Source organism: Streptomyces malaysiensis subsp. malaysiensis, assembly GCF_040653035.1.
Lineage (GTDB): Bacteria > Actinomycetota > Actinomycetes > Streptomycetales > Streptomycetaceae > Streptomyces > Streptomyces malaysiensis.
Genome location: NZ_JBEZNG010000027.1, coordinates 72,143 through 94,708, shown reverse-complemented (window position 1 = coordinate 94,708; position 22,566 = coordinate 72,143). Strand labels below are relative to the sequence as shown.

The 22,566-nt window shown below is 72.0% G+C and carries 14 protein-coding genes and 1 pseudogene; 5 read left to right on the top strand and 10 right to left on the bottom strand.

Features of this window, described 5'->3' with window-relative positions:
- Positions 1–30 precede the first annotated feature (30 nt).
- Positions 31–486 (top strand): peroxiredoxin, encoded by a 456-nt coding sequence (locus tag AB0E24_RS37265; RefSeq protein WP_069867486.1) that lies wholly within the window; start codon positions 31–33, stop codon positions 484–486.
- A 234-nt stretch (positions 487–720) separates the two neighbouring features.
- Here AB0E24_RS37265 and AB0E24_RS37260 read toward each other — a convergent pair whose 3' ends face one another.
- Positions 721–3,678, bottom strand: a complete 2,958-nt coding sequence (locus AB0E24_RS37260; RefSeq protein WP_359383924.1) for a glycoside hydrolase family 2 TIM barrel-domain containing protein — start codon at positions 3,676–3,678, stop codon at positions 721–723.
- Positions 3,679–3,829: 151 nt separating this feature from the next.
- Between AB0E24_RS37260 and AB0E24_RS37255 the strand changes: the two genes are divergently transcribed.
- Entirely contained in the window at positions 3,830–4,192 is a 363-nt protein-coding gene (locus AB0E24_RS37255) for a DUF4180 domain-containing protein (RefSeq protein WP_079259706.1), read from the top strand.
- 51 nt (positions 4,193–4,243) lie between these two features.
- On the opposite strand, the gene AB0E24_RS37250 is transcribed toward AB0E24_RS37255, so the two are convergent.
- From AB0E24_RS37250 to AB0E24_RS37210, 9 genes are all read right to left on the bottom strand, one after another.
- Positions 4,244–5,845: a penicillin-binding transpeptidase domain-containing protein gene (locus AB0E24_RS37250; RefSeq protein ID WP_359383922.1), complete on the bottom strand. Its 1,602-nt coding sequence runs from the start codon at positions 5,843–5,845 to the stop codon at positions 4,244–4,246.
- A 70-nt stretch (positions 5,846–5,915) separates the two neighbouring features.
- Complete coding sequence (locus tag AB0E24_RS37245; protein ID WP_079153216.1) at positions 5,916–6,107, bottom strand: hypothetical protein; 192 nt, start codon at positions 6,105–6,107, stop codon at positions 5,916–5,918.
- 190 nt (positions 6,108–6,297) lie between these two features.
- Positions 6,298–6,990 (bottom strand): LutC/YkgG family protein, encoded by a 693-nt coding sequence (locus AB0E24_RS37240; RefSeq protein WP_359383967.1) that lies wholly within the window; start codon positions 6,988–6,990, stop codon positions 6,298–6,300.
- Between the two features lie 143 nt (positions 6,991–7,133).
- Positions 7,134–8,603 carry a lactate utilization protein B gene (locus AB0E24_RS37235; protein ID WP_359383964.1) on the bottom strand — a complete coding sequence of 490 codons (1,470 nt, stop codon included), beginning with the start codon at positions 8,601–8,603 and terminating at the stop codon, positions 7,134–7,136.
- Positions 8,604–8,632: 29 nt separating this feature from the next.
- Positions 8,633–9,385: a (Fe-S)-binding protein gene (locus AB0E24_RS37230; RefSeq protein ID WP_069867482.1), complete on the bottom strand. Its 753-nt coding sequence runs from the start codon at positions 9,383–9,385 to the stop codon at positions 8,633–8,635.
- Complete coding sequence (locus tag AB0E24_RS37225; RefSeq protein WP_359383919.1) at positions 9,376–10,908, bottom strand: rhamnulokinase; 1,533 nt, start codon at positions 10,906–10,908, stop codon at positions 9,376–9,378. The genes AB0E24_RS37230 and AB0E24_RS37225 overlap by 10 nt, the downstream gene beginning before the upstream one ends.
- A 229-nt stretch (positions 10,909–11,137) precedes the next feature.
- Positions 11,138–13,177 (bottom strand): bifunctional aldolase/short-chain dehydrogenase, encoded by a 2,040-nt coding sequence (locus AB0E24_RS37220; RefSeq protein WP_359383916.1) that lies wholly within the window; start codon positions 13,175–13,177, stop codon positions 11,138–11,140.
- 589 nt (positions 13,178–13,766) lie between these two features.
- Positions 13,767–14,927 carry an L-rhamnose isomerase gene (gene rhaI / locus AB0E24_RS37215; RefSeq protein ID WP_359383913.1) on the bottom strand — a complete coding sequence of 387 codons (1,161 nt, stop codon included), beginning with the start codon at positions 14,925–14,927 and terminating at the stop codon, positions 13,767–13,769.
- Positions 14,928–14,957: 30 nt separating this feature from the next.
- Positions 14,958–18,161 carry an alpha-L-rhamnosidase gene (locus tag AB0E24_RS37210; protein ID WP_359383911.1) on the bottom strand — a complete coding sequence of 1,068 codons (3,204 nt, stop codon included), beginning with the start codon at positions 18,159–18,161 and terminating at the stop codon, positions 14,958–14,960.
- Positions 18,162–18,490: 329 nt separating this feature from the next.
- Between AB0E24_RS37210 and AB0E24_RS37205 the strand changes: the two are divergent.
- The 3 genes and pseudogenes from AB0E24_RS37205 to AB0E24_RS37195 all read left to right on the top strand — a co-directional run.
- Positions 18,491–19,990 (top strand): annotated as a pseudogene (locus AB0E24_RS37205) (sugar ABC transporter ATP-binding protein); the annotation flags it as partial.
- 497 nt (positions 19,991–20,487) lie between these two features.
- Positions 20,488–21,540 (top strand): ABC transporter permease, encoded by a 1,053-nt coding sequence (locus AB0E24_RS37200; RefSeq protein ID WP_373567837.1) that lies wholly within the window; start codon positions 20,488–20,490, stop codon positions 21,538–21,540.
- Complete coding sequence (locus tag AB0E24_RS37195; RefSeq protein ID WP_359383908.1) at positions 21,537–22,508, top strand: ABC transporter permease; 972 nt, start codon at positions 21,537–21,539, stop codon at positions 22,506–22,508. Before AB0E24_RS37200 ends, AB0E24_RS37195 begins: the two co-directional genes overlap by 4 nt.
- Positions 22,509–22,566: the final 58 nt, after the last annotated feature.

Below are 22,566 nucleotides of genomic sequence, written 5' to 3'. Positions count from 1 at the left end.
GGGGCTGGGATCGCCCGGTAGCGTGCGGTCATGAACATCGGTGATGTGGTCGAGGACTTCGAACTGCCGGATGATACCGGCGCTGTCCGTTCGCTCAGCGGGCTGTTGGTGGACGGTCCGGTGGTGCTGTTCTTCTATCCGGCGGCCTTCACCCCCGGCTGTACCAAACAGGCGTGTCACTTCCGGGACATCGCGGCGGAGTTCAAGGAGCTCGGCGCCCAGCCGGTCGGGATCAGCGCCGATTCGGTCGAGAAGCAGGCGGAGTTCGCCCATGCGTACTCCTTCGGCTATCCGCTGCTGTCGGACCCGGAGGGGACCGTGCGGGCGCGGTTCGGGGTGAAGCGGGGGATCGCGGCGGTGCCGACCAAGCGGGTCACCTTTGTGATTGATACCGATCGCAAGGTGCTGGAGATCGTCAAGAGTGAGTTTCGGATGGGTGTGCACGCGGATCGGGCGCTGGAGGCTTTGCGCGGCAGAAGCGCGTAAGGCCGCGGGACGCGGCACCGCCCTCCCCCACCCCGCCCCTCCCCAAAACCGGAGCCAGCCCCGGCCCCCACCGAAACCAGTCTCTTGGTGGGTTCGCTGCGGGGGCATGGGGCGGGGCCGCGGTTGCTGTGTGTTCGGGGGCGGGCCGGGGGGTGGTGTCGTGCTTGTTGGGGGTGGGGGCGTGCGGTCGGGGTTGGGGGTTGGGGGGCGGACCGGCCGTGTGTAATCGGTGGGTCAGGTCAGCCGGGAGAAGGTGAACGAGAACTCCGCGGACGTTGCGTTCAGGCGGTGTTCGGCCAGTACTCCCGGGCCGCAGGACTGGCTGCCGATGCCGTGCTGGCCGTGGTCCAGGTTCAGCCACACCGTGTCGTTCGACGGGTCGAGATCCGGTGTGTGCTCGGCCGCGTCGAGCTGCTCGGTGGTCCAGCGGCGCGCGGTGAACCAGAAGGCCGGGTCGCCCTCGATCCGGACCCCCGAGCCGTCGGGTGCGGTCAGCCGTGCCCAGCGGACGTCGATCCGGGCGCCGTTCTCCTGGGGGCGGACGTATGGCGTCTGGAGTTCGTCCACCGGCAGCGCCCACCGCCCCACCCGGGCGGCCGTGCGGGTGTCCGGGTACGCCTCGCCGGGGCCGCCGCCGAACCACTCGGCGTCGCCCAGTGCCGCCGGGACCCCGAGCCGCAGGCCCAGGCGCGGCAGTGGGCAGGGCCACTCGCCCAGCGGGGTGACGGAGACGGCCAGGCTCAGCCGTCCGGCCGCGTCGGCGGTCCAGCGGTAGACCGTCTCCAGGCCGATGTCCACGGCGGCGGGCGCGACACGGGTACGGACGGTCAGCGCACCGTCCGGCGTCGTCTCCACCGCGTCGGTGCGGTGCCGCACCCGGTGCAGGCCGAGTCGGCGCCAGATGACGCCCCAGCGCTCGTCCGGCTGCCAGGACGCGCCGTTGTCGTTGTCGGTGGGCGCGCGCCAGATGTCCAGCCGGGGCGGTTCGGTGACGGGGAGCCCGCCGAGGGACGTCAGGGCGCCGGTGGCCGCGTCGAAGACGCCGGGGCCGAGCACGATCCGGTCGCCTTCGCGGCGCGGCGCCTCCCCGGAGGCGAGGGCGCGCGCCCCGGCGCCAGGGGCGGCGGCGGGGAGCTGGGCCCAGGCCACCGTATGGCCCGCCTCCGCCCACGCCGTCGCGGCCGCGAGCCGCGCCTCGACGGTCCACCAGGTCTCCGCCCCGGCCTCGGCGCCGGGCGGCGGGGCCGGGAGTTTCAGCTCGACCGACTCGCCCGGGGGCAGCGGCGGCACCGCCAGTTCACCCGAGCCGATCGCCTCGCCCTCGGCCTCATAGGTCCAGGTGAAGGCCAGATGGGACAGATCGGCGAAGTCGTGGCCGTTGGTGATCCGGACCGCGCCGTCGGCCCCGCCCGCCCCGTCCGCCCCGTCCGCCTCGGCGCCCTCGATCCGCACCGGTTCGATGACCTTCTTGTACTCGATCAGGCCGGGGGAGGGGGTGCGGTCGGGGAAGACCAGCCCGTCGCATACGAAGTTCCCGTCGTGCAGCTCTTCGCCGAAGTCCCCGCCGTACACATGGTAGAAGCGGCCGTCGGGGGCGCGCCGGGTGAAGCCGTGGTCGATCCACTCCCAGACGAAACCGCCCTGGCAGCGCTCATGCGCCTCGAAGAGCCGCTGGTACTCGCTCAGCCCGCCAGGACCGTTGCCCATGGCGTGGGCGTACTCGCACTGGATGAACGGCAGCGCCCGGCGCTTCGCGTCCAGCTCCGGATCGCTCCACGGCGGCTCGGTGCGCCGGCCGATCAGGTCGACCTCCTCGTGCGGCGCGTACATCCGTGAGTAGACGTCCGTGTCGGCGCAGGAGTGGTCGCCCTCGTAGTGGATCACCCGGGACGGGTCGCGCTCCCGGATCCAGTCGGCCATGGCGGACAGCCCGCGCCCCGTGCCGCACTCATTGCCCAGCGACCACATCACCACGGCCGGGTGGTTCTTGTCCCGCTCGACCATCCGCTCGGCGCGGTCGAGCAGCGCCGGGGTCCAGCGGTCGTCGTCCACCGGGTTGTTCCGCCAGTCCAGCACGCCGAAGCCATGGGTCTCCAGATCGCATTCGTCGATGACCCACAGCCCCAGCTCGTCGCAGAGCCCGAGGAAGGCCGGATGCGGCGGATAGTGGCTGGTGCGCACGGCGTTGATGTTGTGCCGCTTCATCAGCACCAGATCGCGGCGCATGGTCGCGAGGTCCACGGCCCGCCCGTTTTCCGGGTGGAACTCATGCCGGTTGACGCCACGGAAGAGCACCCGCCGGCCGTTGACCTTGAGCAGCCCGTCCTCGACCACCACGGTACGGAACCCCACGCGCAGCGAGACGCTCTCGCCCACCGTGGTCAGCCACGCCTCGTACAGCCGGGGCGTCTCCGCCGTCCACGGCTCGACGGGGACGGTGGCGCTCTCCCCGGTGGCCAGGTCGAGCCCCAGCTCGGGGACGGTGATCCGGCCGCCGGGGTCGGAGTCGATCCGCAGGGTGCCCTCGCCGGTGGTGTGGTCGTACGAGGCGTGGACGAAGTAGTCGGCGAGCGAGCCCTCGGGGCGGTGCTCCAGCGTCACCTCGCGGAAGATGCCGGGCAGCCACCACTGGTCCTGGTCCTCGAGATAGCTTCCGGAGGACCACTGGTGGACGCGGACGGCCAGCACGTTCCCCGACGGCTCGAGCAGACCCCCGACCGGGAACTCATGCGGCAGCCGGCTGCCCTTGAAGGTGCCGAGCTCCTCGCCGTTGAGCCAGACCCGGGCACAGGACTCGACGCCCTCGAAGCGCAGCACCGCGTCCCCGCCGTCCGGCCAGTCGCCGGGCAGGTCGAAGACGCGCAGATGGTCGCCGGTCGGGTTCTCGGCGGGGACGTGCGGCGGGTCCACCGGGAAGGGGTAGCGCACATTGGTGTAGATCGGTGCCCCGTGGCCGTGCAGCACCCAGTGGCCGGGCACCGGGATCTCGTCCCAGCCGCGGGCGTCGTAGCCGGGGCGGGCGAAGGCGTCGTCCTCGGCGGTGGCGGTCGGCGACAGCCGGAAGGACCACGTCCCGTTCAGGCTCAGCCGCGCGGCGTCGGAGGACGGGGTCCAGGGGCGGGGCGGCAGCGTTCCCGCGCCGGGGGAGCGGTCCTCGTAGTAGGGCAGTGGCGTGTGCTGCGTGGAGCTCATCGTTCTCCTCGGTCAGCCCTTGATACCGGTCTGTGCCACACCCTGCACCAGTCGGCGCCGGAGGAACACGAAGACCACCGAAGACGAGGACAAGTGGCGGGAGCCATAATGCCGTCGACCGCGCCCGTGTGCGGCAATTAGCCTGGCCGCCATGAGCGACCTGCGAACGATCCATGACGTCCCCGTCCTGATGTGCGCCGCCGACGGCGAGACCATCGGCGCCGAACGCGACGCGCTGGATCTCATCGGCAACGCCTCGTACCAGGGTGCCCAGTGGGTCGTGATCCCGGCCGAGCGGTTCGACGAGGCGTTCTTCCGGCTGAGCACGCGCGTCGCCGGGGACATCGTCCAGAAGTTCGGCCAGTACGGTATGGGGCTCGTCGTCCTCGGCGACATCTCCCGCCATACGGAGGGCAGTTCGGCGCTGCGGGACTTCGTCCGTGAGTGCAACCGGGGGCGGCAGACGTGGTTTCTGGCGGACGTCGAGGAGCTGCGGGAGCGGCTCAAGAGCTGAGCGGCCGAGGGGCTCGGCGGCCGAGGCGCCGATGGGCAACTCGGCGGAGGTTCAGCCCGCTTCGAGTACGGCGCGGACGACCGGCCCGGCGGCGTCCCCGCCGTGCCCACCGCCGGTGACCACGGCGGCGGCCGCCACATCGTTCCGGTAGGCGGTGAACCAGGCGTTGGTCTTGGGCTGGCCGTCGATCTCGGCCGAACCCGTCTTGGCGCCTATGTCACCGGTGAGCCCGGACATCGCACGGGCGGCGGTGCCGCTGGTCGCGGTCAGCCGCATCATGGCCTTGAGCTGCGACACGGTGGCCGGGCTGAGGCTGCGGTCGCTGGTGGCGATCTCCCGGTGGTCCACGGATCGCGGCACGATGACGGGCTGTTTGAAGGTGCCGGTCCGGGCGGTGGCCGCGACGGAGGCGATGGTGAGCGGATTCATCTGGACCGCGCCCTGGCCGATCATGGCGGCGGCCTTGTCGTCGCCACTTCCGCCCGGCACCTCGCCGTCGAAGGTGGTGACGCCCACCCGCCAGTTCAGCCCGAGCCCGAACACGGTGCGCGCCTCCTGGGCCAGCGCGCCATCGGGCACGGCTCCGGCGAGCGAGACGAACGCGGTGTTGCAGGACGCCGCGAAGTCCTGTGCGAAGGTGGCGCCGGGGTTCGCGCTCCCCTCGACGTTGTGGAACGTCATGCCCTGTGCGTACGCCGCCGTCCTCGGGCAGGGCACCGGGCGGCTCGGGCTGACCGTGCCCGCCTCCAGCAGGGTGGCCGCGGTGACTATCTTGAACGTCGACCCCGGCGCCGTCTGCCCCTGCAACGCGGCGTTGAACTCGGCCTGATCGGAGTTGGCCACCGCCAGGATCTCGCCGGTGCTGGGCTCGAGCGCCACCACGGAGGCGCCGTCGCGGGTGGCCACCGCCTTCTCCGCGCTCTTCTGCACCCCGGTGTCGAGGGTGGTGCGCAGCGTGCCCGGGGTGCCCTTCGTCACCACATGAAGCGTCGCCCCTGAGGTGCCGTCGGGCTTGACCGCCGCCACCTCCACCCGCGCCGTGCCGCCCGCGTCCGCCCCGTATCTCGCGCGCAGCGCGATCAGCACCGGGTCGAGCGAGGGGTAGCGGCCCTGCCGCAGCTCCTTGCCGTCGCGGTCCAGCACCCGCACCGGTGGATTGTCGGCCAGGTCCGTCCGCAGGGACTCATCGGCGCCCAGTCGGGGGTGGAGGACGGAGGGCCTCCAGTCGACCAGCGGCTTCTTGGTCGTCCGGCCGCGCACCACGGTCAGCCGCGACTCATACGTCCAGCTCGATCGGGCCTTGCCGAAGGTCACCTCGGCCTTGACGGTGAACGGCACCGTGGTGCCCCGCGCCGTGCCCGGGGTGGTCGTCACCCTCTTCACATGGGCGTCGTCGCGATAGCCGCTCAGCGCGCCGATGGCCGACTCGGCGTCATTGGTGAGTCCGGCGGCGAGCATGTCATTGCCGTCCGCCCATGCGTCCAGGAACTCCCGCGCGGTCCGCCGGGTCTCGTCCGCGGTCACCGGGCCGTCATGGGCCGCGGTGGTGTCGCCGCCGGTCACGCCCGTGTAGAGGTTGTATCCGCCGTATCCGGCGACCCCCAGGAGCCCCGTTAAGGCCGCCCCGAAGACAACCTTCCCCACCGCCCGCATGGCGTCCCCCCGATGTTCAACTGTGACCGCTTTTCAGCGGTGGTCGGCTTGTGCGCCGCCCAGTCGCCGCTCAGGCGGCCTTCTCCACCTCGCAGCGCAGCGCCCGGGTGTAGACCTTCAGCAACCGGCTGTACTCGGCCCGCTCCGAAGGCCGCAGTGCCCGGCCCGCCCGGGCCCGCAGAAAGACGCGAATCGCCTCGTTGGCCTGATCGGTGGAGGGGGTGGTCAGTAAGCCGGGTTGTTGAGTAGGAGTCGGACGCATGCCATAAGACTAGATGCCCCTACCGACAACGGCACCGGCGTAAACCGCCCAACAGCGGTGTTACCGCCGGTATGTGAGGAACGCCGCATCGTCCGCACGGGTGTTCCCCCTCCATGCCCCCATGGCATATGCCCCGCCACGGCCGGGGTATGCCTCCTGGCGCCCACCGTGCTCGGCAGCCGCTTCCCCATCAGCTCCGACCAGCGGTTTGCGGCCCGACGAGGATCACTTCGAGGGTACGGGGGCCGTGGACGCCTTCGACGCGGTCGAGTTCGATATCGCTGGTCGCGGACGGGCCCGAGATCCAGGTCAACGGGCGGGCCGGGTCGAGGCGTTCGAGCGCCTCCGGGACGGAGCCCACGACCTGGTCCGGGACGCGGATCACACAGATGTGGTGGTCGGGCACCAGGGTGATACGGCGTCGTCCCTGGTCGGGGGTGGCGTCCAGGACCACCGTGCCGGTCTCCGCGATGGCCACCGCACAGGCAGTCACCACGCTGGAGACCGCGTCCAGGTCGTGCGGGGTCAGCTCCGCCGTGTCCGGAACCCGGCGCACCGCGTCGGGGACGTCGGACAGCCAGGAGGCGGGGAGGCCCGGGGGCGCGGCCACGCTGGTCGCGCCGCGGTCGGCGAGGAGACGGGCGATCAGGGCCGGGAGGGACGGGGCGCCAGGGGCGCCGGGCGCCTCGGGGGTGCCGGTGTGGTCGGGGGTGTCGGCGCGGTGGACGATCGCGCGGTAGTCGGCCAGGTGCTCCGCGAGGAGGTCCACGGTCTCGGCGGAGCCGCGGTCGCCGTGGACGCGGTGATAGGTGCGCTCGACCGGCACCTCACCGGGCGTCTCGGCGCGCGGCACATCGGCCAGGGCGCGGCGGATGCGGGCCATCACCAGGGCACGGGAGCCGAGGCCGGAGGCACCGGGGGCGCGGGGGCCGGGGTCCTGGGTGCTCCGCGTGCCGGGGGCGTGGGCGCCCTGGGCGTCGGGGTTGCCGGGGTCGTCGGGGTTCCGGGAGCCGGGGTCTCGCGGGGTCATGTGGTCTTCCTTCCCTCCGTGCGGCTCCCGCCCCGGGTGCGCTGCCACCAGTCGCGGAACGACTCCTCCGGCACCCTCGGCAGTTCACGCGTATCGCTCCACGCCCGCCCGGGACCGGGCAGCCGGCGCGGATGGAAGCGGCGGGTGCGGGCGGCCAGGCGCTGGCCGGTGCGCAGCACCAGGGGGTGGTCCAGGGCCCAGCGGGCGGCGCGCATCGCGGCACGCTCGGCGGCGTGGCCCTTGGCGGGCTTGATGACCGCACGGGTGCCGCGGACGGAGGCGGGCCCGCCCTCGACCACGCGCTCTCGCAGATGGACCAGGACCTCCGGGATGTCGATGGCCACCGGGCACACCTCGTAGCACGCCCCGCACAGGGACGAGGCGTACGGCAGCGAGGCGTCCACCTCGCTCTGGGTGCCGCGCAGTTGGGGGGTGAGGATCGCGCCGATCGGCCCCGGATACGCCGATCCGTAGGCGTGGCCGCCCGCCCGCTCGTACACCGGGCACACATTGAGACACGCCGAGCAGCGGATGCAGCGCAGCGCCTGGCGGCCCACGGTGTCGGCGAGGGTGTCGGTGCGGCCGTTGTCCAGCAGCACCAGATGGAAGGTGCTCGGTCCGTCCGCGTCCGTGGTGCCGGTCCAGGTGGAGGTGTACGGGTTCATCCGCTCGGCGGTCGAGGAGCGGGGCAGGAGCTGGAGGAAGACCTCCAGGTCCTGGAAGGTGGGGACGATCTTCTCGATGCCGACGACGGAGATCAGCGTCTCGGGGAGGGTCAGGCACATCCGCCCGTTGCCCTCGGATTCCACGACCACGAGCGTGCCGGTCTCCGCGACCATGAAGTTGGCGCCGGAGATCCCCACCTTGGCGTTCAGGAACTTCTCGCGGAGGTGCAGCCGCGCGGCCTCCGCCAGGTCGGCGGGCGCGTCGGTCAGCCCCTCCGGGGCCGGGCGGCCCCACCGGGCCATCTTCGCCGCGAAGATGTCACGGATCTCGCCCCGGTTGCGGTGGATCGCGGGCACGAGGATGTGGGACGGGAGGTCGTCGCCGAGCTGCACGATCAGCTCGGCGAGATCGGTCTCGTACGCCGTGATCCCGGCCGTGGCGAGCGCGTTGTTCAGACCGATCTCCTGCGTGGCCATCGACTTGACCTTGACGACCTCGCGTTCGCCCGTCGCCCGCACCAGCTCGGTGACGATGCGGTTCGCCTCGTCCGCGTCCGCGGCCCAGTGCACCTGGCCGCCGGCCGCCGTGACCGCGCTCTCCAGCCGCTCCAGATAGTGGTCGAGATGGCGCAGCGTACGGTCCTTGATGGCCGCGCCCGCGGCGCGCAGCCGCGACCAGTCGTCCAGTTCGGCCACCGCCGTGGCGCGCTTGGCGCGGATGGTGTGGGTGGCGTGGCGGAGGTTGGCGCGCAGCTGGGTGTTGCGGGTCGAGGCGTCGGCGGCCGTCGGGAAGGCGGGCATCCCGAGGTAGGTGGCCTGATGGGGTGCGTTCACCAGACGTCTCCTTCCGTGCTGGCCAGGATCTCGGCGAGGTGGATGGGACGGACCGTGGATCCCTGGCGGGCGAGTGTGCCGCCGATGTGCATCTGGCAGGAGTTGTCGAGCGTGCACACGGCCTCGGCGCCGGTCGCCGTGATGTTGCGCGCCTTGTCCGCCCCCATGGCCGCCGAGACCGCCGCGTTCTTGACGGCGAACGTACCGCCGAAGCCGCAGCACTCCTCGGCGCCCGGCAGCTCCACCAGGTTCAGCCCCCGCACGGCGGCGAGGAGCGAGCGCGGGCGGTCGCCGAGCCGCAGCATCCGCAGCCCGTGGCAGGTGGGGTGGTAGGTCACGGTGTGCGGGTAGTACGCACCGACATCGGTGACCTTCAGGACGTCGGTGAGGAATTCGGTGAGCTCGTACGTCTTGGGGACGGCCTCGGCCGCCGCCTCCGCGAGCTCCTGGCCGCGCCCCTCGGCGGCGGCCTTGGCACCCATCCGGGGGTAGTTGTCGCGCACCATCGCCGCGCACGACCCCGAGGGGGTCACCACGTATTCGTAGTCCCGGAACGCCGTGGCGTAGCGGAGCAGCAGCGGTTCGGTCTGGTGGCGGTAGCCGGTGTTGAACTGCGGCTGGCCGCAGCAGCTCTGCCCGTCCGGGAAGCCGACCTCCACACCGAGCCGTTCGAGGAGCGTGACCACGGCCTGGCCGGTGCGTGGATAGAGGGTGTCGTTGACGCAGGTGATGAAGAGCGCTACGCGCACGGTTCCTCCTCGTCGCCCTGGCCGGTGGCGGCCCCTGTGACCTGCGCGTCCCCCAACCGGGCGGCTGCCCGGTCCCACGCCGAATGATCACCTGTGGGCTCATACTGCCTCAGCGGCTGGGTGCTGTGAAGCAGCGCGCGCAAGTCGGTCAGACCACCGGTGATCGCTCCGGCCGTCCGGGCCTGGACCAGTACGTTTCCCAGGGCCGCCGCCTCGGCCGGGCCCGCGACGACGGGAAGTCCGCAGGCGTCGGCGGTGAGCTGGCACAACAGTGTGTTGTGCACCCCGCCGCCGACGATGTGCACGGTGCGGACCGTACGGCCGGACAGCCGGGCGGCGTCCTCGATCGCCCGGCGGTGCGCCAGGGCCAGGGAGTCCAGGACGCAGCGGGTGGTCTCGGCCGGGGTGCGGGGGACGGGCTGGCCGGTGCGGCGGCAGGCATCGGCGATGCGGTCGGGCATATGGTCCGGGGCGATGAAGGCGGGGTCGCCGGCGTCGACCACGGAGCGGAGGGGGGTGGCCTCGGCTGCCGCCTCGAGGAGGGTGGGGAGGTGGTGTTCTCCGCCGGTGCTTTCCCAAGTGCGCAGGCACTCCTGGAGCATCCACAGGCCCATGATGTTGCGCAGATAGCGGACCGTGCCGTCGACGCCCAGCTCGTTCGTGAAGTTCGCCGCGCGGCTGGCCTCCGTGAGCACCGGCGCGTCCAGTTCGAGCCCGGCGAGGGACCAGGTGCCGGTGGCGATGTACGCGAAGTCGGGTGTGGTGGCCGGGACGCCGACGACGGCGGAGGCGGTGTCGTGCGAGCCGACCGCCGTCACGGGGGTGGGGTGCGGAAGGCCGGTTGCGGCGAGGACGTCCGGGAGGAGGTGTCCGGCGGGGGAGCCGGGGTTCCGCAGGGGCGGGAAGAGGGACAGGTCGATGCCGAGGGCGTCCGCGACCTGGGTGGACCACGAGCGGGTGCGCGGGTCGATGAGCTGGGTGGTGGACGCGTTCGTCAGCTCGGTGCCCGCCTCGCCCGTCAGCCAGTACGCGATGAGGTCCGGGATGAGGAGCAGGCGGTGGGCGGCGGCCAGGGCGGGCGTGCCCCGGGCGGCGACGAGCTGGTAGATCGTGTTGAAGGGGAGGTGCTGGAGGCCGGTTGCGGCGTAGAGGGCCGGAGGTGGGATGGCCGCCCAGACAGTGTCCGCCGTGGTGGCGGTGCGGGCGTCGCGGTAGTGGACGGGGTTGGCGAGGAGCGAGCCGGTGGCGTCGAGGAGGCCGTAGTCAACGGCCCAGGTGTCGATGCCGATGCTGGTCAGGCGGTTGTGTGCGGTGTGCGCCGCGGCCGCGTTCAGCCCTTCGAGCACGCCCTGGTACAGGGACAGGATGTTCCAGTGCAGGGTGCCCAGGACGCGGGTGGGCCGGTTGGGGAAGCGGTGCGCCTCGTGAAGGGTCAGCCGGTCGGGGGCGACCTCGCCGACGATGACGCGGCCGCTGGACGCACCGAGGTCCACGGCGGCGAAGCGGTGTTCTGTGGTGGGCACGTGGACCTCGTGGTGAGTGGGGTGCGTGGGTGGTCGCTGTGGTTCGTACGGGCGGGGGCCGGGGCCTCCGGGGCGGGGCCCTGGACCGTATATTTACGGCGCCGACGGCTGTTGAGCGTTGGGTTGGTCGGAGATCGGCGCCACAAATACGCCCCTGGCCTTCGGCATGGGGAACCCCGAGCGTCCAGGACTCCACCCCTGCGACCCCGTCCCCCCCCTCACGCGCGTGTCAGCGCAGGAACGCCGCCGCGACCCCCGCGTCGACCGGGATGTGCAGACCCGTGGTGTGGGTCAGATCGCCGCCCACGAGTGCGAAGACCGCGTTCGCCACATGGGCCGGGAGCACCTCGCGCTTGAGCAGGGTGCGCTGGGCGTAGAACTCGCCCAGCTTCTCTTCGGGGACGCCGTAGACCGCCGCGCGCTGTGCGCCCCAGCCGCCGGCGAAGATGCCGCTGCCCTGAACGACGCCATCGGGGTTCACACCGTTGACACGGATGCCGTGCTCGCCCAATTCGGCGGCGAGGAGGCGGACTTGGTGGGCCTGGTCGGCCTTGGTGGCGGAGTACGCGATGTTGTTCGGGCCCGCGAACACCGCGTTCTTGGAGGTGATGTACACGATGTCACCGCCCATGTTCTGGGCGATGAATGCCCTTGCGGCCTCGCGGGATGCCAGGAAGCTGCCTCGCGCCATGATGTTGTGCTGGAGGTCCCAGTCCTCGGTGGTTGTTTCGAGGAGGGGCTTGGAGATGCTGATCCCGGCGTTGTTGATGAGGATGTCCACGCCGCCGAAGTCCAGCGCGGCTTGGGCGAACGCCGCCTTGATCTGTTGTTCCGAGGTGACGTCGGCGGCGACTGCGGTGGCCTTGTCCGGGCCGCCCAGTTCTTGTGCGACGGCCGCGGCCGAGTCCGCGTTGATATCCGCGACCACTACGCATGCGCCCTCGGCCACGAGGCGGTGGGCGATCGCCTTGCCGATGCCTGAGCCCGCGCCGGTCACCAGGGCGATACGGGTCGCGAGGGGCTTCGGCTGCGGCATGCGCCGGAGCTTGGCCTCTTCGAGCGCCCAGTACTCGATGCGGAACTTCTCCGACTCCTCGATGGGGGAGTAGGTGGAGACGGCTTCCGCACCGCGCATGACATTGATCGCGTTGACGTAGAACTCGCCCGCCACGCGGGCTGTTTGCTTGTCCTTGCCGTAGCTGAACATCCCGATGCCGGGGATCAGCACGATGGCGGGGTCCGCGCCGCGCATGGCGGGGGAGTCGGGCGTGGCGTGGCGTTCGTAGTAGGCCGCGTAGTCGGTGCGGTACTCGGCGTGGAGCTCCTTGAGACGGGTGATCGTCTCGTCGAGGGGTGCGTCCGGGGGGAGGTCCAGGACCAGGGGGCGGACCTTCGTACGGAGGAAGTGATCCGGGCAGGAGGTGCCGAGGGCCGCGAGGCGTGGGTGTTCGGCGCGGGAGATGAAGTCCAGGACGGTGCCGGAGTCCGTGAAGTGGCCCACCTGGGGGCGGTCCGTGGAGGCCAGACCGCGGATCACGGGGGCCAGGGCGGCGGCGCGGGCGCGGCGCGCGGATTCGGGCGGGGTGGGGTGGATGACCGGGCCGAACGGGTCCGCCTTGCCGCGTGCGGTGAGGAACTCCTCGGCGGTGCGGATAATGCGGAGGGAGTTCGCCTCGCATTCGGCGGAGGTGGCGCCCCAGGCGGTGATGCCGTGGCCGCCGAGGACGCAGCCGATGGCCTGCGGATTGGCCTTCTTGACGGCGGCGATGTCCAGGCCCAGCTGGAAGCCGGGGCGGCGCCAGGGCACCCACACGACGCGGTTGCCGAAACACTCCTTGGTGAGCGCCTCACCGTCGGCCGCGCAGGCGAGGGCGATACCGGAGTCGGGGTGGAGGTGGTCGACATGGGCGGCGTCCACCAGGCCGTGCATGGCGGTGTCGATGGACGGCGCGGCGCCACCCTTGCCATGCAGGCAGTAGTCGAAGGCCGCGACCATCTCGTCCTCGCGCTCCACCCCCGGGTAGACCTCGGTGAGCGCCCGGAGCCGGTCCAGACGGAGCGCGGCGAGGCCGGAGTGGGTGAGCGTACCCAGATCGCCACCGGAGCCCTTGACCCACATCAACTCGACGTCCCGCCCCGTGACGGGATCGATCGCCGTGCCCTTGGCGGAGGTGTTCCCGCCCGCGTAGTTGGTATTGCGAGGATCGGCGCCCAAGCGATGCGAACGCTCCAGCAGCGCGGCCGCCTCGGAGTGAGGTTCTGCGGTCATGTCGTCCTCATGGTGTCAGTGGCCCTGTCTCAACGAATGCGATGAAGCGAGGCCCGCCCCCCGCGCAGGCCCGCCCCGAGGGCGGACCCGGGCCCGGGGCGGCGCCCCGGGCGGTCGGGCCCGGGCGCCCGGAAGATCCGGGCCGGCGCCCCGTGAAGCGAGTGCGGCGCCTTGGCGGGGTTGGGGGCGGTGTCCTAGCGAGGTTGGGGGCAGCGCCCGGGTGGTCGGCGGCGGTGCCCGGAGGGGCCCGGGGCGGTGCCCCGGGGGTCGAGTGCGGTGCCTTAGCGGGGTCGGGGGTCGGGGCCTCGGGTCGGGCATAGCCCGGGGTCGGGGGCGGAGCCCCAGCGGGTCGGGGCGAAGTCCCGGTAGTTCGGGGCGGTGCTCCGGGGGTCCGGGCCGGAGCCCGGGGTCGGGGGCGGAGCCCCAGCGGGTTCGGGGCGGAGCCCCGAGGGGTCGAGGGGCGGAGCCCCCGGGGGGTTGGGGGCGGAGCCCCCGCTGGGGTTTGGGGCGGAGCCCCGGAGGGGGGCCGGGGGCTTGCCCCCGGTTTCGGGGAGGGGCGGGGTGGGGGAAAGCACACGGCGCCAAGGCGCTACGCGCCCCACCCCGCCTGCTGGCCCCCCACCCGCTCCGCCACGATCCGCTCCGCCCACCCCGAGTCCCGGTACGCCCCCATCGGGTCGGGGTCGATGCCCAGTTCCTCGCGGACCTCGGCGAGCAGCGGCCGTACGTCGGTGTTGTACGCGTCCATCAGGACCGCGTTGGCACCGAGGACGTCCCCGCCGCGCTGGGCCGCCGCGAGCGCGTCGCGGTCGACCAGGAGCGCCTTGGCCGTGGCCTCTTGGACGTTCATGACGGAGCGGATGATCGCCGGGATCTTGGGCTCGATGTTGTGGCACTGGTCGAGCATGAAGGCGACCCCCGAGCTCAGCCCGCCACCACGCACCACCTCGTACATGATGCGGAAGAGCTGGAAGGGGTCGGCGGCGCCCACCATCAGGTCGTCGTCCGCGTAGAAGCGGGAGTTGAAGTCGAAGGCGCCGAGCTTCTTCTCGCGCAGGAGGAGGGCGACGATGAACTCGATGTTGGTGCCGGGGGCGTGGTGGCCGGTGTCCACGCAGACCTGGGCCTTGGGCCCCAGCTTGAGGCAGTGGGCGTAGGCGGTGCCCCAGTCGGGCACGTCCGTGGTGTAGAAGGCGGGCTCGAAGAACTTGTACTCCAGCAGCATGCGCTGCTCCTCGCCGAGCCGCTCGTACACGGCGCTCAGCGCCTCGGCGAGGCGGTCCTGACGGGCCGCGATGTCATCCTGCCCGGGATAGTTCGTGCCGTCGGAGAACCAGAGCTTGAGATCGCGGGAGCCGGTGGCATCCATGATGTCGACGCACTCCAGGAGGTGGTCAAGCGCCTTGCGGCGGACCCCGGGGTCGGGATGGGTGACCGAGCCCAGCTTGTAGTCGTCGTCCTGGAAGACGTTGGAGTTGATGGCGCCCAGTTTCAGTCCGCGTTCCTCCGCGTATTTGGCGAGCGCCCCGTAGTCCTCCACCCTGTCCCAGGGGATGTGGAGGGCGACGGTGGGTGCCACTCCGGTGAAGGTGTGCACCTGGGCGGCGTCGTCCAGCTTCTCCTGGGGGGAGCGCGGCACACCGGGCTGGGCGAAGACCTTGAAGCGGGTTCCGGAGTTGCCGTACGCCCATGACGGCGTCTCGACCGCCTGGCTCTTGAGGGCCGCCTTCACGGCTGGAACGTCAGACATGAATCTCCTTCATGAAACGATTCAAGAAACCTAGCCGCGCGGTCCGCCACGCGTCAAGAAGTGGTGCGTCCCCGACCCCACGGCGAACACCGCGCAGCCGTCCGCCAGTCGCAGGAAGCCGGCGCCGCGGCTGGTCACATCCGCCGCGCGGCGCGCGGGGACCCAGACCTCCGCGGTGGTGTTGACCGGGATGGACACCGTGAGGCTGAACTCCTCGCCCTGCGACCAGCGGGTGGTGACCGGGCCGTGCGGCGAGTCGTAGCGGCCCTCGGCGGAGCGCACTTCGCCGCCGGGGCGGGGCCGGATGAGGATCTCGCGGAAGCCGGGGGCGGCGGGGGCGATCCCGGTGATGTTCTGGTACATCCACTCGCCGACCGAGCCGTAGGCGTAGTGGTTGAAGGAGTTCATCCCGACGTCCTGGAAGCTGCCGTCGGGTTTGATGGAGTCCCAGCGCTCCCACATCGTGGTCGCCCCCCGGTCGATCTGGTACCCCCAGGAGGGGAAGGTGCGCTGGTGGAGCAGGCGGTAGGCAACGTCGGTGTGACCGGCCCCGGTGAGGGTCGGAAGCAGCCGCGGGGTGCCGAGGAAGCCGGTGGACAGATGCCAGTCGCGGTCCCGGACGAGGGCCACGAGCCGGTCGGCGGCGGGCTTGCGGAGGCCAGCGGGGAGCAGATCCATGGAGAGCGCCAGGACGTACGCGGTCTGGGTGTCGCCCTTGACCCTGCCGTCGGCGGAGACATAGGCGCGGTTGAAGGCCGCCTTGATACGGGTCAGGAGGTCCTCGTACGGGGCCGGGTCCTCGCCCAGGACGTGTGCGGTGCGGGCGACGAGGTCGGTGGCGTGTGCGAAGTAGGCGGTGGCGATGACGTCCTTGGGGGTGTCCGCCTCGACGCTGAGCCAGTCGCCGTAGCCCTCGGCGGGCCGCAGCAGATCGGTGCTGTGCCGCTCCAGGTAGGTGATCCAGCGCCGCATGGCCGGCCAGTTCTCGCGCAGCACCCGGGTGTCGCCGTACGCCTGGTAGAGGTTCCAGGGCACGGTCACCCCGGCGTCGCCCCAGCCCGCCGCGCCGTTGCCGACGTCGCCGAGGTGGGGCGCCACATCGGGGAAGGAGCCCTCGTCGGTCTGGCCGTCGCGCAGGTCCTGGAGCCACTTGGTGAGGAAGCGGGCGGACTCCATGGTGTAGGCGGCGGTGCTGGAGAACACGTTGATGTCGCCGGTCCAGCCGAGCCGTTCGTCCCGCGCCGGGGTGTCGGTGGGGATGGACAGGAAGTTGCCGCGCAGCCCCCAGGTGATGTTGGAGTGCAGCTGGTTGAGCATCGCCGAGTCGGTGTGGAAGGACATCGTGAACGGGGCGTCGGTGTGCATCACCCGCCCGGTGACCGCGTCGAGCGGAGGCTTTCCGGGGTAGCCGGTGACCTCGACGTAGCGGAAGCCGTGGAAGGTGAAGCGCGGCTCGTAGGTCTCGGGGCCGCCGCCCTTGAGGGTGTAGGTGTCGACGGGGCGGGCGGTGCGCAGATTGGCCGTGTAGGCGGTGCCGTCGGGGGCCAGTACCTCGGCGTGGCGGATCCGGACCTTTCGGCCGGCCGGGCCGGAGACGGTGAGGCGGACGCTGCCGACCATGTTCTGGCCCAGGTCGAAGAGGTGGACACCGGGGGCGGGTTCGGTGACCTCGACCGGCTTGAGCTCGCGTTCCACCCGGGTCGGGGCGTCGGTCTGGGCCACGACCTCGGCCGTGATGTCCGCGGCCGTGACGGCGGGCTGCCAGCCGGTGTCGTCGAAGCCCGGTGAGGTCCAGCCCGGGGTCTCCTTACGGGCGTCGTACTCCTCGCCCATCAGCAGATCGGCCGTCAGCAGCGGGCCGGTGGCCGCGCGCCACTGCTGGTCGGTGGTGATGCGCTCGGTGCTGCCGTCGGTGTACGTGACCTCCAGCTGGGCGAGCAGCGCGGGGTGGTCGCCGTAGCGGCCCTGGCCGAACCAGGCGATGTTCCCGGCGTACCAGCCGGGCGCGAGGGTCACCCCGAGGGCGTTGGCCCCGCGGCGGAGGGCGTCGGTGACGTCGTAGGTCTGGTACGCCACGCGCTTGCGGTAGTCCGTCCAGCCGGGCGCCAGTTGGTCGCGGCCGACGCGGACGCCGTTGAGGTGGGCTTCGTAGAGGCCCAGCGCCGTGGAGTGGAGCCGGGCGCGCGCGACGGGCTTGGTGAGCCGGAAGGTGCGCCGGAGTTGGGCGGGGGACTGGAGGGGGAACACCCTGCCCCAGGGGCCGCTGCCCCAGGGCGCCAGCTCCTTGGCGGTGGCCCAGCCGCTGTCGTCGTAGTCCGGATCCGCCCAGCCGGTGGGCGGTTCGGCGTCGGTCGTGCGCCAGGTGGCGTCCGTGTGGTGGTGGGTGGTGGTGCCGTCCTCGGTGGTGAGTTCCAGGGTGGCCAGCAGCCCCGCCGGGCCCCGCTCGGCGTTGGTGGCCGCGATGGCGAGGGTGGCGGCGCCCCGGCGCAGGAATTCGGTGATGTCGACGGTGACCGGATGGCTCCACGCCTTGAGCACGCCCAGCGCCTCACGGGCGGCGACCTCCGTGCCGTTCACCTGGGCGGTGAAGCCGTCGTCGGCCGCCACCACCAGCCGGGCGCGGCGGACGGTGCCCGGGGCGGGGACGGAGCCGCGGAACCACCGGGTGGCCGCGGGGGCCTCGGCGGCCGGATCCCCTTCGGGGAACCAGATCCAGGAGGCGCCGTCCAGGGCCGGGGGCGCGGTCAGCGCGGCGGGCGCGGTGATCCAGCGCGCCCGCCACCGCTCGGCGCCCAGCAACCCGGTCTCCCACCAGGCGGGGGCGGACCACGGGGAGGGGCGGCCGTGGCCGTCCCAGACCCGCACCGACCAGTGGTACCGGGTGCTCGGGCGCAGGGCCGGACCGTCGTAGGGGACCAGGACCGACTGGTGTGCTTCCGTCCTGCCGCTGTCCCAGACGTCGGGGTCGCCGAGCCGGTCGGGGGAGGTGGCGACCCGGATGTGGTACGCGCTCTGCACCTGGTCGTTCGCGTCCGAGTCGAGGACCCAACTCAGGCGGGGGCGGGGCGTGTCGAGGCCGAGCGGATGGGGTGCGTACTCCACCGTCGTGCTACGGACCCGCAGCCCGGCGCCGGGCCGTTCCGCGGCGGTGGCGGACGGGGTGAGTGCGGGCAGACCCGTGAGGGCCGTACCGGTGGCGGCGGTGGTGGCGAGCAGGTGGCGTCTGCTGATCACGAGCGTCCTCCAGTGACGACTGGGTACGGCTGGATACGGCTGGGTACGGCTGGATTTCCAGGAACGGTTGGCCGAGTCACGCGGGAACGGTTGGCCGGGCCACGCGGGAACGGTTGGCATGGCCAGGAAAGACGAGAGAGATGTAAAACGATTCAACCCAAGGCGCCTGGACCGTAGGGCCGGACATCAGGGTGCGTCAAGGGGGCTGAATCGATATGGGCATATCCCGTGCGCACCCCCTTGACGGCCGCATAGGGCGGGGCTAGCTTCCCGGAATCCGGCATTGAAACATTTCATTTATTGCCCCTGCGTACGCGTCAGGAGACTCCGTGAGCCAGCCTGCTACGACCGGTGTGCCGGTCCTCGCCCTCGAGGGGGTGAACAAATCCTTCGGCGCCGTACGGGCCCTCCGGGACGTCTCGCTCGAGCTCTTCGCCGGTGAGGCCCATGCCCTGGCCGGTGAGAACGGGGCGGGCAAGTCCACGCTCATCAAAACCCTCGCCGGGGTGCACCGGCCCGACTCCGGCCGGGTGCTGCTGGACGGCGAGCCGGTGGTCTTCCACGGCCCCGCCGGAGCGCGTGACGTCGGCATCGCCGTCATCTACCAGGAGCCGACGCTCTTCCCCGATCTGTCCATCGCCGAGAACATCTTCATGGGCCGTCAGCCCCGCCGGGCGCTCGGCCGGATCGACCACAAGGCGGTACGGACCTCCACCGCCGCCCTGATGGCGCGGCTCGGCGTCGAACTCGACCCGGACCGGCCCGCCAGGGGCCTGTCCATCGCCGATCAGCAGATCGTCGAGATCGCCAAGGCGCTCTCCTTCGACGCCCGGGTGCTGATCATGGATGAGCCGACGGCGGCGCTCACCGGAAGTGAGACCGCCCGCCTCTTCTCGGTGGTCGAGACGCTGCGCGCCGAGGGCGCCGCCGTGCTGTTCATCTCCCACCGCCTGGAGGAGATCTTCGAACTCTGCCAGCGGGTCACGGTCCTGAGGGACGGTCGGTGGGTGGCCTCCGAGCCGCTGGCCGGGCTGACCCAGGACGATCTGGTCCGCCGCATGGTGGGCCGGGACCTGGCCGAGCTCTACCCCAAACAGGACAGCCGGGTCGGCGAAACCGCGCTGTCGGTGCGGCGGCTGACCCGTGAGGGCGTCTTCCGGGACGTCTCCTTCGATGTACGGCGCGGTGAGATCGTCGCGCTCGCCGGGCTGGTCGGTGCCGGGCGCACCGAGGTCGCCCAGGCCGTGTTCGGCGTGGACCGGGCGGACGCGGGCGAGGTGCGGGTCGGCGGGTCGGCGCTGCGGCCCGGTTCGCCGACCGCCGCCATGGACGCCGGGCTCGCGCTCGTCCCTGAGGACCGGCGCCAGCGGGGCCTGGTGATGGAGATGTCCATCGAACGCAACATCGGGCTCACCGGCCTGGACCGGCTGGGCCGCGCGGGGCTGGTGAAACGGGCGCTGGAGCGCGGCCGCGCGGCCGACTGGGCGGTCCGGCTCCAGCTGAAGTACGGCAGTCTCGCCGACCACGTCGGGGTGCTCTCCGGGGGCAATCAGCAGAAGGTCGTGCTCGCCAAGTGGCTGGCCACCGAGCCCACGGTGCTCATCGTCGACGAGCCCACGCGCGGGATCGACGTGGGCACCAAGGCCGAGGTGCACCGGCTGCTGTCGTCGCTGGCCGCCGATGGCCTCGCGGTGCTGATGATCTCCTCCGATCTGCCCGAGGTGCTGGGCATGGCCGACCGGGTCCTGGTGATGCACGAGGGCCGGCTGGTCGCCGAGATCCCGCGCGCCGAGGCCACCGAGGAGTCGGTGATGGCCGCGGCGACCGGACTCACGGAGGGCGCCGATGGCGCCCGTATCGCCGGTGAGGCCGACGCGACCGGGCCCACCGGCACGAGTGGGCACCCCCACGCCAATGGGCCCACTGGCGACCCCGCGGCGATCGGGCACACCGAGGCCACCGGTGACACGGGCGTCACCGGGCCTACGGGCGTCACTGGGCCTACGGGCGTCACTGGGCCCACTGGGGCCACTGGCACGAGTGGGCACCCCCACGCCGCCGGGCCCACGGGCGCGACCGGGCCCCCCGGCACCACCGGTGACACGGGCGCCGCCGGGCCCACCGGCGCCAGCGGGCCCACCGGCACCACTGGGCTCACCGGGGCCACTGGCACGAGTGGGCACCCCCACGCCGCCGGGCCTACGGGCGTCACCGCTACGGGTGTCACCGGGCCCACGGGCGCCGCCGGGTCCACCGGCGTCACCGGGTCCACCGGCGTCACCGGGCCCACCGGCGCCTGCGGCGCCAGCGCAGAAGGGACTCGTACGTGAGCGTGACCGTCGAGAAACCCGAGAAGTCCGACCAGACCGCCGCCGCGCCGGAGACGGCGCGTTCGGCGCGTTCGCTCGTCGACGCCGTCTTCCGCGCCCGGGAGATCAGCATCGCCGGGGCGCTCGTCCTGCTGGTGCTGTTCACCTGGATCGCCGAGCCGCGCTTCCTCAATGACCAGGGCATCAAGGACCTGCTGCTCAATGCCGCGATCCTGGTGCTGCTCGCGGTCGGGCAGTCGGTGGTGGTCATCACCCGCAACATCGATCTGTCGGTCGGCTCCGTGGTGGGCCTGTCCGCCTTCGCCTGCGGGAAGTTCGTCTCCGGCACCGACCACGGGGTCCTGACGGTCCTGGCTCTCGGCATCCTCGTCGGCGCGGCCTGCGGCATCGTCAGCGGTGCGCTGGTGAGCTTCGGGCGGGTGCCCGCGCTGGTGGTGACCCTCGGAATGCTCTACATCATCCAGGGCGTCGACTACTGGTGGGCGCAGGGGGAGCAGATCAACGCGGCCGATGTGCCGCAGCCCGTGCTGGACCTCGGCAGCGGCAGCGTGCTGGGCATTCCGTACCTGCCGTTGATCGCCTTCGCGGCGCTCGCCGCAACCGCGTACGTCCTGCGCACCTACCGCGCGGGCCGTGAGCTGTACGCCATCGGCTCCAGCCCGGAGGCCGCCCGGCTGGCCGGGGTGCCGATCCGGCGGCGGGTGCTCGCCGCGTATCTGTTCTCCGGCGCCGTCTCGGGCTTCGCGGGCGCGCTGTGGCTGGCCCGCTTCGGCACCGTCGTCGCCGACAACGCCCACGGCTGGGAGCTGACCGTGGTCAGCGCGGTGGTGGTCGGTGGCGTCGCCATCGTCGGCGGCACCGGCACCGTGTGGGGCGCCGCGCTGGGCGCGCTGCTGCTCACCACCATCGGCAGCGCCCTGGCCGTGCTGAAGGTCGACTCCTTCTGGCAGGACGCCATCGCCGGTGCGCTGCTGCTGGCGGCCATCAGCGTGGACCGGATCGTGAGGGTGCGCATGACCCGTGCGCTGAGGAAGAGGAGCGCCCGATGAAGCTCAGGTGGGACACCGCCGTCGGGGTGCTGCTGGTGGCCGTCTTCCTGACCGGCCTCGGTACCACGGACGGCTTCGCGAGCCACGACAACCTCGCCTTCGCCTTCAACGACATCGCCGAGGTGGCGCTGATGGCGCTGCCGATGACGCTGCTGGTGGTGGCCGGGCAGGTGGATCTGTCGGTGGCCTCGATGCTCGGTCTTGGCAGCGCGCTCACCGGCCAACTGTGGGACGCGGGCTGGGCGTTCGAGACGATCGTGCCGATCGTGCTGCTGGTCGGGGTGGCCGGCGGGCTGCTCAACGGCTGGCTGGTCACCCGGGTCGGGCTGCCCTCGCTCGCCGTCACCATCGGGACGCTCGCCCTCTACCGGGGGCTGGCCTCGGTGGTGCTCGGCACGGGTGCCATCACCGACTTCCCCGAGACGTACGCCAAGTGGGCCGTGGACACCACCACCGTGCCCGGCACCTTCCTCACCTATCCGGTGGCGCTGTTCATCGTGCTGGCCGTCATCGCCGCCGTGGTGCTGCACGCCACCGGCCTGGGCCGGTCGCTGTTCGCCATCGGGGCCCAGGAGGACGCCGCGTACTTCGCGGGCATCCGCGTCAAACGCGTCAAGCTGCTGCTGTTCGTCGTCAGCGGGCTGATCTCGGCCTTCGCGGGGATCGTGTTCACCCTGCGGTACGGCAGCGCACGGGCCGACAACGGCCAGGGCTTCGAAATGCTCGTCATCGCCTCCGTCCTGCTCGGCGGGGTCGACTTCGACGGCGGGAAGGGCACGCTGTTCGGCGCCGTGGCCGGGGTGCTGCTCATCGGCGTCCTGAAGAACCTGCTGACCCTCAACGACGTGGCCAACGAGGTCCAGGTGATCGTCACCGGGCTGCTGCTGGTGGCCTCCGTCCTCACCCCCCGTCTGATCACCACCGTGAGCGCCTGGCGTCACCGGCGCGCCGCCGCCTCGACCAGCTGAGCCACGCACCCCACGCACCTCACGCACCCCACGACTCCACGCACCTCGAAAGGTCCCT

What these genes read in the sequence shown, in the direction of transcription:
- AB0E24_RS37265 (WP_069867486.1), top strand. Translation starts at nt 31, where the DNA reads ATGAACATCGGTGATGTGGTCGAGGACTTCGAACTGCCGGATGATACC.
- AB0E24_RS37260 (WP_359383924.1), bottom strand. Translation starts at nt 3,678, where the DNA reads ATGAGCTCCACGCAGCACACGCCACTGCCCTACTACGAGGACCGCTCC.
- AB0E24_RS37255 (WP_079259706.1), top strand. Translation starts at nt 3,830, where the DNA reads ATGAGCGACCTGCGAACGATCCATGACGTCCCCGTCCTGATGTGCGCC.
- AB0E24_RS37250 (WP_359383922.1), bottom strand. Translation starts at nt 5,845, where the DNA reads ATGCGGGCGGTGGGGAAGGTTGTCTTCGGGGCGGCCTTAACGGGGCTC.
- AB0E24_RS37245 (WP_079153216.1), bottom strand. Translation starts at nt 6,107, where the DNA reads ATGCGTCCGACTCCTACTCAACAACCCGGCTTACTGACCACCCCCTCC.
- AB0E24_RS37240 (WP_359383967.1), bottom strand. Translation starts at nt 6,990, where the DNA reads ATGGCCCGCATCCGCCGCGCCCTGGCCGATGTGCCGCGCGCCGAGACG.
- AB0E24_RS37235 (WP_359383964.1), bottom strand. Translation starts at nt 8,603, where the DNA reads ATGCCCGCCTTCCCGACGGCCGCCGACGCCTCGACCCGCAACACCCAG.
- AB0E24_RS37220 (WP_359383916.1), bottom strand. Translation starts at nt 13,177, where the DNA reads ATGACCGCAGAACCTCACTCCGAGGCGGCCGCGCTGCTGGAGCGTTCG.
- rhaI (WP_359383913.1), bottom strand. Translation starts at nt 14,927, where the DNA reads ATGTCTGACGTTCCAGCCGTGAAGGCGGCCCTCAAGAGCCAGGCGGTC.
- AB0E24_RS37195 (WP_359383908.1), top strand. Translation starts at nt 21,537, where the DNA reads ATGAAGCTCAGGTGGGACACCGCCGTCGGGGTGCTGCTGGTGGCCGTC.